This is a genomic window from Pseudomonas sp. FP2254, from assembly GCF_030687695.1.
Classification (GTDB): domain Bacteria; phylum Pseudomonadota; class Gammaproteobacteria; order Pseudomonadales; family Pseudomonadaceae; genus Aquipseudomonas; species Aquipseudomonas quebecensis.
The window spans coordinates 4,009,269-4,022,664 of sequence record NZ_CP117444.1 but is presented as its reverse complement, the minus strand read 5'-3'; the positions used below and the strand labels follow the sequence as shown (position 1 = coordinate 4,022,664).

At 62.5% G+C, this 13,396-nt stretch carries 15 protein-coding genes; all 15 read right to left on the bottom strand.

The annotated features are described in order from the left end of the window. Positions 1 to 45 precede the first annotated feature (45 nt). The 15 genes from hemN to ccoO (PSH94_RS18370) all read right to left on the bottom strand — a co-directional run bounded on the left by hemN (position 46) and on the right by ccoO (PSH94_RS18370) (position 13,396). Positions 46 to 1,428 (bottom strand): oxygen-independent coproporphyrinogen III oxidase, encoded by a 1,383-nt coding sequence (gene hemN, locus PSH94_RS18440; RefSeq protein ID WP_181076077.1) that lies wholly within the window; start codon positions 1,426 to 1,428, stop codon positions 46 to 48. A 101-nt stretch (positions 1,429 to 1,529) separates the two neighbouring features. Next, positions 1,530 to 2,213, bottom strand: coding sequence for a sulfite exporter TauE/SafE family protein (locus PSH94_RS18435; protein WP_181076075.1), 684 nt, complete (start codon positions 2,211 to 2,213; stop codon positions 1,530 to 1,532). After that, positions 2,206 to 2,424, bottom strand: a complete 219-nt coding sequence (ccoS, locus tag PSH94_RS18430; protein WP_305435530.1) for a cbb3-type cytochrome oxidase assembly protein CcoS — start codon at positions 2,422 to 2,424, stop codon at positions 2,206 to 2,208. The genes PSH94_RS18435 and ccoS overlap by 8 nt, the downstream gene beginning before the upstream one ends. 22 nt (positions 2,425 to 2,446) lie before the next feature. Continuing rightward, the gene (locus PSH94_RS18425; RefSeq protein WP_305435529.1) at positions 2,447 to 4,897 is read right to left on the bottom strand and encodes a heavy metal translocating P-type ATPase; all 2,451 of its coding nucleotides are present in this window, start codon (positions 4,895 to 4,897) and stop codon (positions 2,447 to 2,449) included. A 128-nt stretch (positions 4,898 to 5,025) separates the two neighbouring features. Continuing rightward, the gene (locus tag PSH94_RS18420) at positions 5,026 to 5,565 is read right to left on the bottom strand and encodes a FixH family protein (RefSeq protein WP_181076069.1); all 540 of its coding nucleotides are present in this window, start codon (positions 5,563 to 5,565) and stop codon (positions 5,026 to 5,028) included. A 30-nt stretch (positions 5,566 to 5,595) separates the two neighbouring features. Further along, positions 5,596 to 7,011, bottom strand: a complete 1,416-nt coding sequence (gene ccoG, locus PSH94_RS18415) for a cytochrome c oxidase accessory protein CcoG (RefSeq protein WP_181076067.1) — start codon at positions 7,009 to 7,011, stop codon at positions 5,596 to 5,598. A 207-nt stretch (positions 7,012 to 7,218) separates the two neighbouring features. Further along, positions 7,219 to 7,629, bottom strand: a complete 411-nt coding sequence (locus PSH94_RS18410; RefSeq protein WP_181076065.1) for a type II toxin-antitoxin system VapC family toxin — start codon at positions 7,627 to 7,629, stop codon at positions 7,219 to 7,221. Further along, the gene (locus PSH94_RS18405) at positions 7,629 to 7,883 is read right to left on the bottom strand and encodes a type II toxin-antitoxin system Phd/YefM family antitoxin (protein ID WP_181076063.1); all 255 of its coding nucleotides are present in this window, start codon (positions 7,881 to 7,883) and stop codon (positions 7,629 to 7,631) included. The genes PSH94_RS18410 and PSH94_RS18405 overlap by 1 nt, the downstream gene beginning before the upstream one ends. Positions 7,884 to 8,061: 178 nt before the next feature. Then, positions 8,062 to 9,024: a cytochrome-c oxidase, cbb3-type subunit III gene (gene ccoP, locus PSH94_RS18400; RefSeq protein ID WP_181076061.1), complete on the bottom strand. Its 963-nt coding sequence runs from the start codon at positions 9,022 to 9,024 to the stop codon at positions 8,062 to 8,064. Next, a complete protein-coding gene (locus PSH94_RS18395) occupies positions 9,021 to 9,206 on the bottom strand; it encodes a CcoQ/FixQ family Cbb3-type cytochrome c oxidase assembly chaperone (RefSeq protein ID WP_016775513.1) in 186 nt (61 codons plus the stop codon). The genes ccoP (PSH94_RS18400) and PSH94_RS18395 overlap by 4 nt, the downstream gene beginning before the upstream one ends. A gap of 6 nt (positions 9,207 to 9,212) precedes the next feature. Beyond that, the gene (ccoO, locus tag PSH94_RS18390) at positions 9,213 to 9,821 is read right to left on the bottom strand and encodes a cytochrome-c oxidase, cbb3-type subunit II (protein WP_181076059.1); all 609 of its coding nucleotides are present in this window, start codon (positions 9,819 to 9,821) and stop codon (positions 9,213 to 9,215) included. After that, positions 9,821 to 11,263 carry a cytochrome-c oxidase, cbb3-type subunit I gene (gene ccoN, locus PSH94_RS18385; RefSeq protein WP_181076057.1) on the bottom strand — a complete coding sequence of 481 codons (1,443 nt, stop codon included), beginning with the start codon at positions 11,261 to 11,263 and terminating at the stop codon, positions 9,821 to 9,823. Before ccoN ends, ccoO (PSH94_RS18390) begins: the two co-directional genes overlap by 1 nt. A 370-nt stretch (positions 11,264 to 11,633) precedes the next feature. Beyond that, complete coding sequence (gene ccoP, locus PSH94_RS18380) at positions 11,634 to 12,581, bottom strand: cytochrome-c oxidase, cbb3-type subunit III (RefSeq protein ID WP_181076055.1); 948 nt, start codon at positions 12,579 to 12,581, stop codon at positions 11,634 to 11,636. Continuing rightward, positions 12,578 to 12,784: a cbb3-type cytochrome c oxidase subunit 3 gene (locus PSH94_RS18375; RefSeq protein WP_003175459.1), complete on the bottom strand. Its 207-nt coding sequence runs from the start codon at positions 12,782 to 12,784 to the stop codon at positions 12,578 to 12,580. Before PSH94_RS18375 ends, ccoP (PSH94_RS18380) begins: the two co-directional genes overlap by 4 nt. A gap of 3 nt (positions 12,785 to 12,787) precedes the next feature. Further along, on the bottom strand, positions 12,788 to 13,396 hold the full coding sequence (gene ccoO, locus PSH94_RS18370; RefSeq protein WP_181076053.1) for a cytochrome-c oxidase, cbb3-type subunit II: 609 nt from the start codon (positions 13,394 to 13,396) through the stop codon (positions 12,788 to 12,790).

The following is a 13,396-nucleotide window of genomic DNA, read 5'->3' as shown; positions in this document are numbered from 1 at the left end:
GCAATGGTATAGCAACCTGCGCAGCGTCCCGGCGTCGCTCGGCTTTCAGATCACCCGCGAAAACCGCTGCCGGTTCTGATGCTCCAGATAGGCATCGAACACCATGCATACCGAGCGCACCAGCAGCCGTCCGGCCGGAAGGACGCGAATGCCCTGCTCGTCGAGCACGATCAGGCCATCCGTGGCCATCGCCTCCAGTTGAGGCCAGAGGTCAGCGAAATACCCGCGAAAATCGATGTTGAAACGCTGCTCGACGGGTTCGAAAGCCAGGCTGAAATTGCAGATCAACTGCTGAATGACTTCGCGCCGCAAGCGGTCATCGGTGGTGCACACCAGGCCACGACTGGTGGCCAACTGCGCGCCGGCCAGGGTGTTCTGATAGCTGTTGAGGTCGCTGCCGTTCTGGCAATACAGGTCGCCGATCTGGCTGATCGCCGACACGCCCAGTCCGATCAGGTCGCAATGACCGTGTGTGGTATAGCCCTGGAAGTTGCGCTGCAGCCGGCCTTCCTCCTGGGCGATGGCCAGCTCGTCATCGGGCAGGGCGAAGTGGTCCATGCCGATGTAACGATAGCCGGCCTGGGTCAGCTGTTCGATGGTGGTCTGCAGCATCAGCAGTTTTTGCGCCGGCGAGGGCAGGTCGTCGCCGTTGATGCGACGCTGGGGCATGAAACGCTCCGGCAGGTGCGCATAGTTGAACACCGATAGACGGTCCGGTTGCAGCTTGATGACTTCCTCCACGGTACGCGCGAAGTTGATCGGCGTCTGTTTGGGCAGGCCGTAGATCAGGTCGATGTTGATCGAGCGAAATTGCAGAGTGCGCGCCGCGTCGATCACCGCGCGGGTTTCTTCCAGGCTTTGCAGGCGGTTCACTGCGCGCTGAACCTCGGGGTCGAGGTCCTGCACGCCGATGCTCACGCGGTTGAAACCCAGTTCGCGCAGCAGGCCCATGGTGGCCCAGTCGGCTTCGCGTGGGTCGATCTCGATGCCATAGTCGCCGGAGTCATCGTCCAGCAGGTTGAAGTGCTGGCGCAGGCAGGCCATCACCTGGCGCAGTTCGTCGTGACTCAGGAAGGTCGGGGTGCCGCCGCCGAAGTGCAACTGTTCCACCGCCTGCCTGGGGTCCAGGTGGCAAGCCACCAGTTGAATCTCCTGTTCCAGGCGCTGCAGGTAGGCATGGGCGCGGCCACGGTCCTTGGTGATGACTTTGTTGCAGGCGCAGTAATAGCAAATGTTCGCGCAGAACGGCACGTGCACGTACAGCGACAGTGGCCGCGTGGCCTTGCGGCTGTCACGCAGGGCGTGGAGCAGGTCGAATGTTCCGACCTGGCTGTCGAATTGCACGGCGGTTGGGTAGGACGTGTAGCGCGGCCCTGCCAGGTCGTAGCGGTTAATCAGATCGGTGTCCCAACGAATGGCGTCGAGCATGCGGGCGTCCCCCGGATAGGCTAGTGGGCCGAGTCTAGGGGCTGGCCGGGGAGGGCGCCTTGATTTGCATCAACGGGGAGCGGCGCTATGCCACACGTTGTCTAGTGGCCCATCAACCAGTGCTGATGGGGGCCGGGCAGTGTCCATATGCCGAAGAGCATTACCAGCATGCCGCCGGCCATGCGCACGCTGCGTTTGCGCAGGAGCGCGGTGACGCGTTCCGCCGCCAGCCCGGTGGCCAGCAACACCGGCCAGGTGCCAAGGCCGAACGCGAGCATCAGCAAGCCGCTGTCCAGCGCATTACCCTGGCTGGCCGCCCACAGCAAAGTGCTGTAGACCAACCCGCACGGCAACCAGCCCCACAGCGCGCCCAGCAGCAGCGCGCGAGGCAGGCTGGACACCGGCAGCAACCGGTTGGCAACCGGCTGGATATGCCGCCACAGGCCGCGACCGAGCTGTTCGATGCGGGTCAGGCCGCTCCACCAGCCGGCCAGGTACAGGCCCATACCGATCAGCAGCAGACCGGCCAGCACCCGTAAGATCATCGCCGCCGGGCTATTGGCTACGGCCCAGCCGGCCATGCCGATCAACAGCCCGGCGCAGGCGTAACTGAGCACACGCCCCAGGTTGTACGCCAGCAGCAGACGAAAGCGGCGGCTGCGCTGTTGCTTGGGAATGGCCAGGGTCAGCGCCCCCATCAGGCCGCCGCACATGCCCAGGCAATGGCCGCCGCCGAGCAGGCCGAGGATCAGCGCGGAGACCAGCAATGGCGCCAGTTCAAACACGGGGCGGGGCCTGGGGCTTGGACGCCTGCTCGGGGCCGTTGGCTTCGTCGATGGCGGCCAGGTGGTTGGGGTCCTGGTCGTCGAACAGCACGCTGTGAGCCGGGCCGTCGAGGTCGTCGTACTGGCCGCTGTCCACGGCCCAGAAAAAGATGTAAATGGCCACGCCGACTAACAGCAGCGCCGCCGGAATCATCACGTATAAAGCTGGCATCTGCACTCCATGCCCGCGCGGCTCATGCCGGCAGCGGGCGGGTTACTTGGGGGGCGCCTGCGGCCGGCGCGCTCGGCACGCGAGTCAGGCGCAGGGCGTTGAGCACCACGGTCAACGAACTGAGGGACATGCCCACTGCCGCCCAAATGGGCGTGATCCAGCCCAAGGCGGCAAACGGCAGCATAAGGCCATTGTATAGACCCGCCCATACCAGGTTTTCAATGATCACCCGTCGGGTGCGCCGCGCCAGGCTGAAGGCCTGCACCAAGGCGTCCAGGCGGTTGGACAGCAGCACCGCGTCGGCGCTGGTCTTGGCCAGGTCGGTGGCCGAGCCCATGGCCACGCTGATATCGGCGGCGGCGAGTACCGGCACATCGTTGACGCCATCGCCGAGCATCAGCACGGTGCGGCCTTCCTGATGCAGGCGTTGCAGTACGTGCAGCTTGTCGTCGGGACGCAGGCCACCGTGGGCCTCGTCGATACCCAGTTCAAGGGCGACGCTGGCGACCATCGGCGAGCTGTCCCCCGACAGCAGCAGAGTGCGCCAGCCACGTGCCTGGCAAGCCTGCAGCAAGGCCGGTGCATCGCTGCGCAGGCGGTCGTCGAGCACGAACCAGGCGAGGGGGCCTTGGCTGTCGCCGAGCAACAGCCATTGCCCGGCGGCGTCCGGCGAGGCGGGCAGCGGGCAGCCGCTGAGTTCGCACACGAACCCCGGCTGGCCGATGCGCAGCAGGCGTTCGCCCACACGCCCCTCCAGGCCGAGACCGGGGCTGCTGAGCACTTCGTCGGCGGCCAGCGGCGCGCGTCCGAAGGCACGGGCGATCGGGTGTTCGGAACGGTTTTCCAGGGCGGCGGCCAGGCCCAGGCAGGCGTCGCTGTCCAGCGTGCCCAAGGGACGAATCGCGCGCAGCGCCAGGCGCCCCTCGGTGAGGGTGCCCGTCTTGTCGAAAATCACCGTATCGATCTGGTTCAGGCCCTCCAGCACATGGCCGCGGGTCAGCAGCAGACCGAGTTTGTGCAGGGTGCCGGTGGCGGCGGTGAGGGCTGTCGGGGTGGCCAGGGACAGCGCGCACGGGCAAGTCGCTACCAGCATCGCCAGCACGATCCAGAAGGCTCGCGACGCATCCAGCTGCCACCACAGCAGGCCGATCAACGCGGCGGCGATCAACGAGCCCAGCAGGAACCATTGCGCGGCACGGTCGGCGATCCGGGCCAGGCGCGGCTTCTCGGCCTGGGCCCGCTCCAGCAGGCGCACGATGGCGGACAGTCGGGTGTCGTGGCCCAGGGCGCGTACTTCAACGGTCAACGCGCCTTCGACATTGAGGGTGCCGGCGGTGACGCTATCGCCGACCTGGCGCGCCTGCGGCAAGTACTCGCCGGTCAACAGCGATTCGTCGATGCTGGACTGACCGTCAAGGATCACCCCGTCCGCCGGCAGCACCGCGCCCGGGTGTACGTGGACCCGATCGCCCACGGCCAGTTCGCTGAGCAGAATGCGTTCGCTCTGGCCGTCGCTTTGCACGCGCAGGCATGAGGCGGGCAGCAGGTTGACCAACTGTGCAGTGGCCGCAGCCGTGCGTTCGCGGGCTCGCCGCTCCAGGTAGCGCCCGGCCAGCAGGAACAGCGCGAACATGCCCACCGCATCGAAATAGAGCTCGCCGACACCGGTGATCGCGGTCCAGATTCCGGCCAGATAGGCCCCGCCAATGGCCAGGGACACCGACACGTCCATGGTCAGGTGGCGGGTACGCAGGTCGCGCAGTGCCCCCTTGAAGAACGGCGCGCAGCTGTAGAACACAATGGGGGTTGTCAGAAACATCGCCACCCAGCGCAGGATCACATGCAGCTCCGGGCTTAGATCAATATTGAATTCCGGCCAAGTGGCCATGGTTGCCATCATCGCCTGGAACCACAGCAACCCGGCTACACCCAGTTGGCGCAGGGCCAGGCGGTTTTCGCTGGCCAGTTGTTCGGCGGCGCGGTCCGCTTGATACGGATGGGCGGCGTAGCCGATATGGCGCAGTTCGCCGAGCACCTGGCTCAACGGCAGCTGCCCATCGGCCCAGCGGACCTGTAAACGATGGTTGGACAAGTTCAGTCGCGCCTCGGCCACGGCGGGCAGGCTGCGCAGATGCTTTTCGATCAGCCAGCCACAGGCCGCGCAACTGATGCCTTCCATCAGCAGGGTGGTTTCGGCCAGTTCGCCGTCATGGCGCACAAAGGGTTTTTGCACGTCGGCGCGGTCATACAGCGCCAACTCCTCTACCAGTTGCACCGGCAGCGCTTCGGGGTTGGCCGAGGCTTCGCTGCGATGCTGGTAATAGCTTTCCAGGCCCCCGGCCACAATCGCTTCGGCCACCGCCTGGCAACCGGGGCAGCAGAGTTCGCGGCGCTCGCCGAGGATCCGGGCGGTGAACCGGCTGCCGGGCGGCACGGGCAGGGCGCAGTGGTAGCAGGGGGTTGGGCTGGTCATGGCTTAGTTCCGCAGATCGTTCCCACGCTTTGCGTAGGAACGCCTCGCTGGACGCTCCGCGTCCGCTTTTGTGACGCTGAGCGTCACGGGCTGCATTCCCACACGGAGCGTGGGAACGATCAATCAAGTTACTTCTTCAGGTCTTCGGCGCCCTGCAACGGCTCATCACCCAACAGCAAATCCTTGTCGTGGCTGACCTCTTCCTCCTCAAACAAGCGCCAGGTCCGGTCACCCTCGGTGCCGAGTAATTCCACGAAGCGGCGGCCTTCGACCTTGTCGGTGACCTGGCCCAGGTAACGGCCCGGTTCGCTGTCGCTGCGGGTCAGGTTGATCTTGCGGTCTTTCTCCGGCTGGGTCGGCGAAATCAGGCTCAACTGCAGGGTGTTGGGGTTGCTGTAGCCGATGAGGTTCAGCTCGACCTCACCGGTCAGTTCGTCCAGATGCAGCTTGGCGCGCAGTTGCAGGGTCTGGGCCAGCCGTTCGCGGTCCAGCGAACGATTGATGCCTTTGCCGGCCTCGTAATAGTTGTCGTTGACCAGGTTGTCCGGGTTGTTCACCGCGATCGTCACCATGGACAAGGTCAAGGTCACCGAGCAGGCGAGGATCCCGATGATGATCCAGGGCCAGAGGTGCTTGTACCAAGGGCTTGCGGCAGTGGCTGCGGGCATTGTTCTGCTCTCTGTCTAACGGCGTATTGGTTAACGAACCTGGGGGCCGATGAATCGGCTCTTGGCTTCGACGTGAATGCTCGGGTCATCGGCATCCTTGAGGATGAACGTCACCTCGTTGGTGCTCGACGGCACCTGTTCCGGCGCACTCGACAGTTCCACCGGCATGCTCACGATATCCCCGGCGGCCACCTTGATTTCGCGTCGGCCCTGCAGCTTGAGGTCCGGCAGGCCGTCGGCATCGAGCACGTAGGTATGGTCGCGCTGGTCTTTGTTCATGATTTTCAGGCTGTAGACGTTTTCGATGCGACCTTCGGCGTTTTCGCGAAACAGTACGCGGTCCTTGCTGACGTCGAAGCCCACCAGCGAGCGCATGAAGAACGCTGTGACCAGCAGGCTGATCATCGCCAGCAATACCAGTGCGTAGCCGATCAGGCGAGGGCGCAGCTTGTGGGTCTTCTGACCGGACAGGTTATGTTCGGTGGTGTAGCTGATCAGGCCGCGCGGGTATTCCATCTTGTCCATGATGTTGTCGCAGGCGTCGATGCACGCCGCGCAGCCGATGCATTCGATCTGCAGCCCGTCACGGATGTCGATGCCGGTCGGGCAGACCTGGACGCACATGGTGCAGTCGATGCAGTCGCCCAGGCCCTGGGCCTTGTAGTCCGCACCCTTTTTACGCGGCCCACGCAGTTCGCCACGGCGCGGGTCGTAGGAGACGATCAGGGTGTCCTTGTCGAACATCACGCTCTGGAACCGCGCATACGGGCACATGTAGATGCACACCTGCTCGCGCAGCCAGCCGGCATTGCCATAGGTGGCCAGGGTGAAGAAGCCCACCCAGAAATACGACCAGCCATCAGCCTGGCCGGTGAAGAAGTCGAATACCAGTTCGCGGATCGGCGAGAAGTAACCCACGAAGGTCATGCCGGTGACGAAACCGATGATCAGCCACAGGCTGTGCTTGCTGAACTTGCGCAGGAATTTGTTGGCGCTCATCGGCGCTTTGTCGAGCTTGATGCGCTGGTTGCGGTCGCCTTCGGTGACTTTTTCGCACCACATGAAGATCCACGTCCACACGCTTTGCGGGCAGGTATAGCCGCACCACACACGCCCGGCGTACACGGTGATAAAGAACAGGCCGAACGCGGCGACGATCAGGATGCCCGACAGCAGGATGAAATCCTGGGGCCAGAACGTGGCACCAAAAATAAAGAACTTACGTTCCGGCAGGTTCCACCATACGGCCTGGTGACCGCCCCAGTTCAGCCACACTGTGCCGAAGTACAGCAGGAACAGTCCGGCACCGCCGAGCATACGCAGATTACGGAACAGGCCGGTGAAGGCGCGGGTGTAGATTTTCTCGCGCGCGGCGTAGAGATCGACCGTCTGGCTCGAATGTTTGGCAGGCGGGGTAACGTCATGTACCGGTATTTGGTCGCTCATCATTGCATCCCACGGCGGTGGAGATTTGCCTCGGCCAGTACGTGCCAACCGCGGTCAAATTAGGGGTGTTGCAGTAGCGTAATGATACGCCCCCGATGGTACGTCAAGGGTGCGACCTTTGGTCGCGTTGGGGGAAATCAATTGATGGTGTACGTGATCTGGATCAATTGACTTGGGAAGTATGGACGGTTCCTATCGGTTACGCGGTCATTCGTCCCACGGATTGATCAGTGGAACGCCGCTGGATTTGAAATCGCTGACGTTGCGCGTGACAACTGTGAGCCCATGGACCAGAGCGGTCGCGGCAATCAATGCATCGCTTTCGTTCGCTTGGTCCGGCACATGCAGGTGCGCACAACGCAGCGCGACGGCTGCATCCACCGGCAGAATTCTGGCATCGAAAGCGGGTATCACATGACGCTTGAGCCAGGTTCGCAACACTTTCCCCTGAGCCGGGTCTCGCCGCTCCATACGCAAGACCCCGGTTTCCAATTCTTTCAAGGTGATTGCCGAAATAAACAGACGCGGAGCAATGACACTTTTGGCCCAGGCGACCACGTTTGCATCAGCCTGGGGTTTACGAAGTTCAGAAATGACGTTGGTGTCGAGTAGATACATCAAGAGAGGTCCACGGGTCGATGAGTGATCACGGCACGTTCGGTTTCGAAGTCGATCTCTGCCGCTTCCGGCATCACCAACAGGTCAACGATGTCGGCATTGAGCCCTGTCAGTTTTTGATAGTCCTCAATGCTTAGCAGTACATGGGCAGGCTTGCCGCGATCGGTGATAAAAACCGGCCCTTGGCGGGTGGCTTTTTTGGCACCACTTGTGTCTTGGTTGAATTCGCGGCTGGAAATGGTCGTGATGGTCATGGGGGCCTCCCACTTGTCGGGATGAATGTAGTTACGTTACTACTTTGCGGTAGCAAGCTTCCAGCGGCAAGCCACAAGCGGTAGAGCGACGTTTGAGTTATCGCTGCATCTTGAACGAGAAAAGCCCCGCCAGCGTTCGCTGTACGGGGCTTTTCTCGTGTCGCTTGCGGCTTGAGTTCTAATCCTGCTTCTGTGACAAGCTGTAAACATACGCCGCGAGCAAGTGCACCTTGTCGTTGCCCTGCAGTTGCTCCTGCGCAGGCATCTGGCCCTGGCGGCCGTAGCGGATGGTTTGCTGCAACTGAGCGAAGCTCGAACCGTAGATGAACGCGCCGGGATGAGTCAGGTCGGGCGCGCCCATGGCGGGGGTGCCTTTGCCGGCAGGGCCGTGGCAGGCCACGCAGTTGGCGGCGAAGAGTTTTTCACCGTTGGCCACGTCGGCCTTGGCGCCTTCAGGCAATTTGCGCCCGTCGAGTTTGGTCACCACAAAGCCGGCCACATCGGCCACGCCTTGTTCGCCGATCACTTCGGCCCAGCCTGGCATCACCGCGTGGCGGCCTTTGAGGATGGTTTCCTTGATGGTGTTGGGTTCGCCGCCCCAGCGCCAGTCGGCGTCGGTCAGGTTGGGGAAGCCATAGGCGCCTTTGGCGTCGGAGCCGTGGCACACCGAGCAGTTAGAGGCAAACAGGCGGCCGCCCATTTTCAGTGCTTGCGGGTCTTTGGCGACTTCTTCAATCGGCATCGACGCGAATTTGGCGAAGATCGGCCCGAACTTGGCATCCGACCTGGCCATTTCCTTTTCCCATTCGTGTACGCCGGTCCAGCCGGTCTGGCCGTTGGCGAAAGGGGTTTGTTTGTCGTTGTCGAGGTAGTTGTAGCCCGGCAGCAGGCCTTTCCAGTTGCCCAGGCCCGGGTAAAGCACCAGGTAACCGAGGGCAAAGACGATGGTGCCGACGAACAGCATGAACCACCACTTGGGCAGCGGGTTGTCGTACTCCTCGATGCCATCGAACGAGTGGCCGACGGTTTCGTCGGTTTGCTCGGCGCGCTGGCCCTTGCGGGTCGACAGCAGCAGCCAGGTCAGGGCGAAGATGGTACCCAGACTGAGGACTGTGACGTACAGACTCCAGAACGTAGTCATTCTTTGTTACTCCTAGAAGCTTGCTCGACGTGCTTGATGGCTTCGGGGTCATCCGCAAAGGGCAGCATGGTTGCGTCGTCAAACTCCGACTTGCGCTTGGGGCTGAACACCCACAGCGCCAGGCCGATAAAGGCCACCATCACCACAACGGTGCCCAGGCCACGAATCATCCCGATATCCATGAAGAATCACCGTTTGCTTTTGATGATGGTGCCCAGGCCCTGCAGGTAGGCCACCAATGCGTCCATTTCGGTCTTGCCCTTCACCGCAGCGGCTGCACCGGCGATGTCTTCGTCGGTGTAGGGCACGCCCAGGGTGCGCAGGACTTCCATCTTCTTCGCGGTGTCCTTGCCGTCGAGCTTGTTTTCCACGAGGAACGGGTACGCCGGCATTTTCGACTCAGGCACTACGTTGCGCGGGTTGTACAAGTGCGCACGGTGCCAGTCATCGGAGTAACGCCCGCCGACACGGGCCAGGTCCGGGCCGGTGCGCTTGGAACCCCACAGGAACGGATGGTCCCACACGCTTTCACCGGCCACCGAGTAGTGGCCGTAGCGTTCGGTTTCGGCGCGGAACGGGCGGATCATCTGCGAGTGGCAGCCCACGCAGCCGTTGGCGATATAGACGTCGCGGCCTTCCAGTTCTAGGGCGGTGCGCGGCTTCATGCCTTCGACCGGTTTGTTGGTCACGTCCTGGAAGAACAGCGGAACGATTTGGGTCAACCCACCGATACTCACGGCGATGACCATGAAGAAGGCCAGCAGGCCGATATTCTTCTCGACGACTTCATGCTTCATCAGTGGGCTCCCACAACGGCGATCTTGGCGGCGGCTTCGGCTTCGGCCGGGTCGGAGGCACGCACGGTGCGCCAGACGTTATAGGCCATGAACAGCATGCCGGTAGCAAAGAACGCGCCGCCCAGGGCACGGACGATGTAACCCGGATGGCTGGCTTGCAGCGCTTCGACGAAGGAGTAGGTGAGGGTGCCGTCATCGTTGATCGCACGCCACATCAAGCCCTGGGTGATGCCGTTGACCCACATCGAAGCGATGTAAAGCACCGTGCCGATGGTGGCGAGCCAGAAGTGCGTATTGATCAGCCCGACGCTGTGCATCTGCACGCGGCCGAACAGTTTGGGGATCATGTGGTACAGCGCGCCGATGGAGATCATCGCCACCCAGCCGAGGGCGCCGGCGTGTACGTGGCCGATGGTCCAGTCGGTGTAGTGGGAGAGCGAGTTGACAGTCTTGATCGCCATCATCGGCCCTTCGAAGGTCGACATGCCGTAGAACGCCAGCGACACCACCAAAAAGCGCAGGATCGGATCGGTGCGCAACTTATGCCAGGCGCCCGAGAGGGTCATCATGCCGTTGATCATGCCGCCCCAGCTTGGCGCCAGCAGGATGATCGACATGGCCATGCCCAGGGACTGCGCCCAGTCCGGCAGCGCGGTGTAGTGCAGGTGGTGAGGGCCGGCCCAGATGTACAGGGTGATCAGCGCCCAGAAGTGCACGATGGACAGGCGATAGGAGTAGATGGGGCGTTCGGCCTGTTTGGGCACGAAGTAGTACATCATCCCCAGGAACCCGGTGGTCAGGAAGAAACCTACGGCATTGTGGCCGTACCACCACTGGATCATCGCGTCCGTTGCACCGGCGTAGGCCGAGTAGGACTTGAACAGGCTGACCGGCAACGAGGCGTGGTTGACGATATGCAGCATCGCCGTCACCAGGATGAAGGCACCGTAGAACCAGTTGCCCACATAGATATGCTTGGTCTTGCGCTTGACGATGGTGCCGAAGAACACCACTGCGTAGGTCACCCAGACGATGGCGAGCAAAATCGCGATCGGCCATTCCAGCTCGGCGTATTCCTTGGTGGTGGTGTAACCCAGCGGTAAGGTGACGATGGCGCCGATGATGACCGCTTGCCAACCCCAGAAGGTGAAGGCGGCGAGGCTATCGGAGATCAGTCGCGTCTGGCAGGTTCGCTGCACGACATAGTAGGAGGTGGCAAACAATGCACATCCGCCGAAGGCGAAGATCACCAGGTTGGTGTGCAGCGGGCGCAGGCGACCGAAGGTCGTCCAGGGCAGGTCGAAATTCAATTCCGGCCAGACCAGTTGCGAGGCGATGAACACCCCGAGCCCCATGCCAAGGATCCCCCAGACCACCGTCATGATGGCGAACTGGCGGACTACCTTATAGTTATAAGCAGTCGGACTGATTGCTGTGCTCATTCTAAGGTTCCACGGTTTAGGTTTTTTTATAGGTAAAAATCGGCCGCAAGTATGTAGAAAGCGAGGGGTCATTGCAACGCAATGGCTGACCTGTATCAATGCGTTCCACGCCAGATTCTGCGCCCTTTCCATGTTTAGCGTAAGGACAAAATCCGAAATAGAAAGCTGATCGAGTGGACAGGAAAATTTGCGGGTCGCAACGCTGCTCGTCGCGCACACCAGGATCGGTCCACTGTGCAAGCAAGCGTAGACCCGAATGGGAGGAGGGGAAAGGTTTGCCTGAGAGGGGTGCGACACTTGGTCACGCGGCTCGGTCAGGAACCGCCGCCGGTAAAAAAAGGGCCGCCCCGGGAGGGGCGGCCGTCAGCGCTTATTGCGCCTGGCTTTCTGGCTTTGCGCCATCAGCGTTGTGGGACAGGCTGTACACGTAAGCCGCCAGCAAATGCACCTTGTCATTGCCCTGCAGGGTTTCCTGCGCGGGCATCTGGCCTTGGCGGCCGTGACGGATAGTCTGCTGCAGTTGCGCCAGGCTGGTGCCGTAGATAAAGCCGCCGGGCTCGGTCAGGTTAGGCGCGCCCATGGCTTCCACACCGTGGCCTTGCGGGCCGTGACAGGCGACGCAGGTGGTATTGAAGGTGGCCTGGCCGGCGGCCAGATCGGCGGCGCTGTCGGCCGGCAGCGGCAACTTAGCCAGGTCATGACGCACATAGGCCGCGACGTTTTTCACCCCGTCCTCGCCCAGCACTTCACCCCAGGCCGGCATTGCTGCGTGGCGGCCATTCATGATGGTGGCCTTGATCGCCTCGGCCGAACCGCCCCAGCGCCACAGGTTGTCGGCCAGGTTCGGGAAGCCATACGCGCCCTTGGCGTCCGAGCCATGGCACACCGCGCAGTTGGAGGCGAACAGGCGGCCGCCCATTTTCAGCGCCTGTGGGTCTTTGGCCACTTCTTCCACGGGCATCGCTGCGAATTTGGCGAAGATCGGCCCGAACCTGGTGTCGGCCTTGGCCATCTCCTTCTCCCACTCCTTGGCCGAGGTCCAGCCGTCTTCATAGCCCGGCAGCACGCCTTTCCAATTGCCCAGGCCCGGGTAGAGGATCAGGTAGCCGACCGCGAACACCAGGGTGCCGGCGAACAGCATGAACCACCACTGGGGCAGCGGGTTGTCGTATTCCTCGATGCCATCGAAGGCGTGGCCCATGGTCTGGTCGACACTGCCCTTGGTCTCGCCCTTGCGGGTGCCGATCAGCAGCCAGGTCAGCCCGATCAGGCTGCCGAGGGTCAGTACGCAGATCCATGTACTCCAGAACAGGGTCATGGCCGAGTGCTCCTTATTGCAGGCTCTTCTTGAGCGTCGGATGGGGTGGCGGTGGGCTCATCGGCGAACGGCAGCAGGCGCGCCTGCTCGAACTCCGCATTGCGCCGATTGTTGAACACCCACAGCGACAGGCCGATAAAAGCGATGGCGACGACCAGCGTGCCAAGGCCGCGGATGGTGCCCGCATCGAATTCAAATCCCATGGCTCACCTCTTGCTCTTGATGGCAGTGCCGAGCACTTGCAGGTACGACACCAGTGCGTCCATCTCGGTCTTGCCCTTGAGGCTGGCCACGGCACCCTTGATGTCGTCGTCGGTGTATGGCACGCCGAGGGTGCGCATTACGTTCAACTTGGTCTCGGTGTGGCTGCTGTCGACCTGGGCCGTGACAAGCCACGGGTAGGCCGGCATTTTCGACTCAGGCACCACGTTGCGCGGGTTGTACAAGTGCGCACGGTGCCAGTCGTCCGAGTAGCGCGCGCCGACGCGTGCCAGGTCCGGCCCGGTGCGCTTGGAGCCCCACAGGAACGGGTGGTCCCACACGCTTTCACCGGCCACCGAGTAGTGGCCGTAGCGTTCGGTCTCGGCGCGGAACGGGCGGATCATCTGCGAGTGGCACTGCACGCAGCCTTCGCGGATGTAGATGTCGCGGCCTTCCAGCTGCAGCGCGGTGTAGGGCTTCATGCCTTCGACCGGCTTGTTGGTCACGTCCTGGAAGAACAGCGGGACGATCTGGGTCAGGCCGCCGATGCTTACGGCAAGCACCATCAGCAGCATCAGCAGGCCGACGTTTTTTTCAATCGTTTCGTGTTTCAT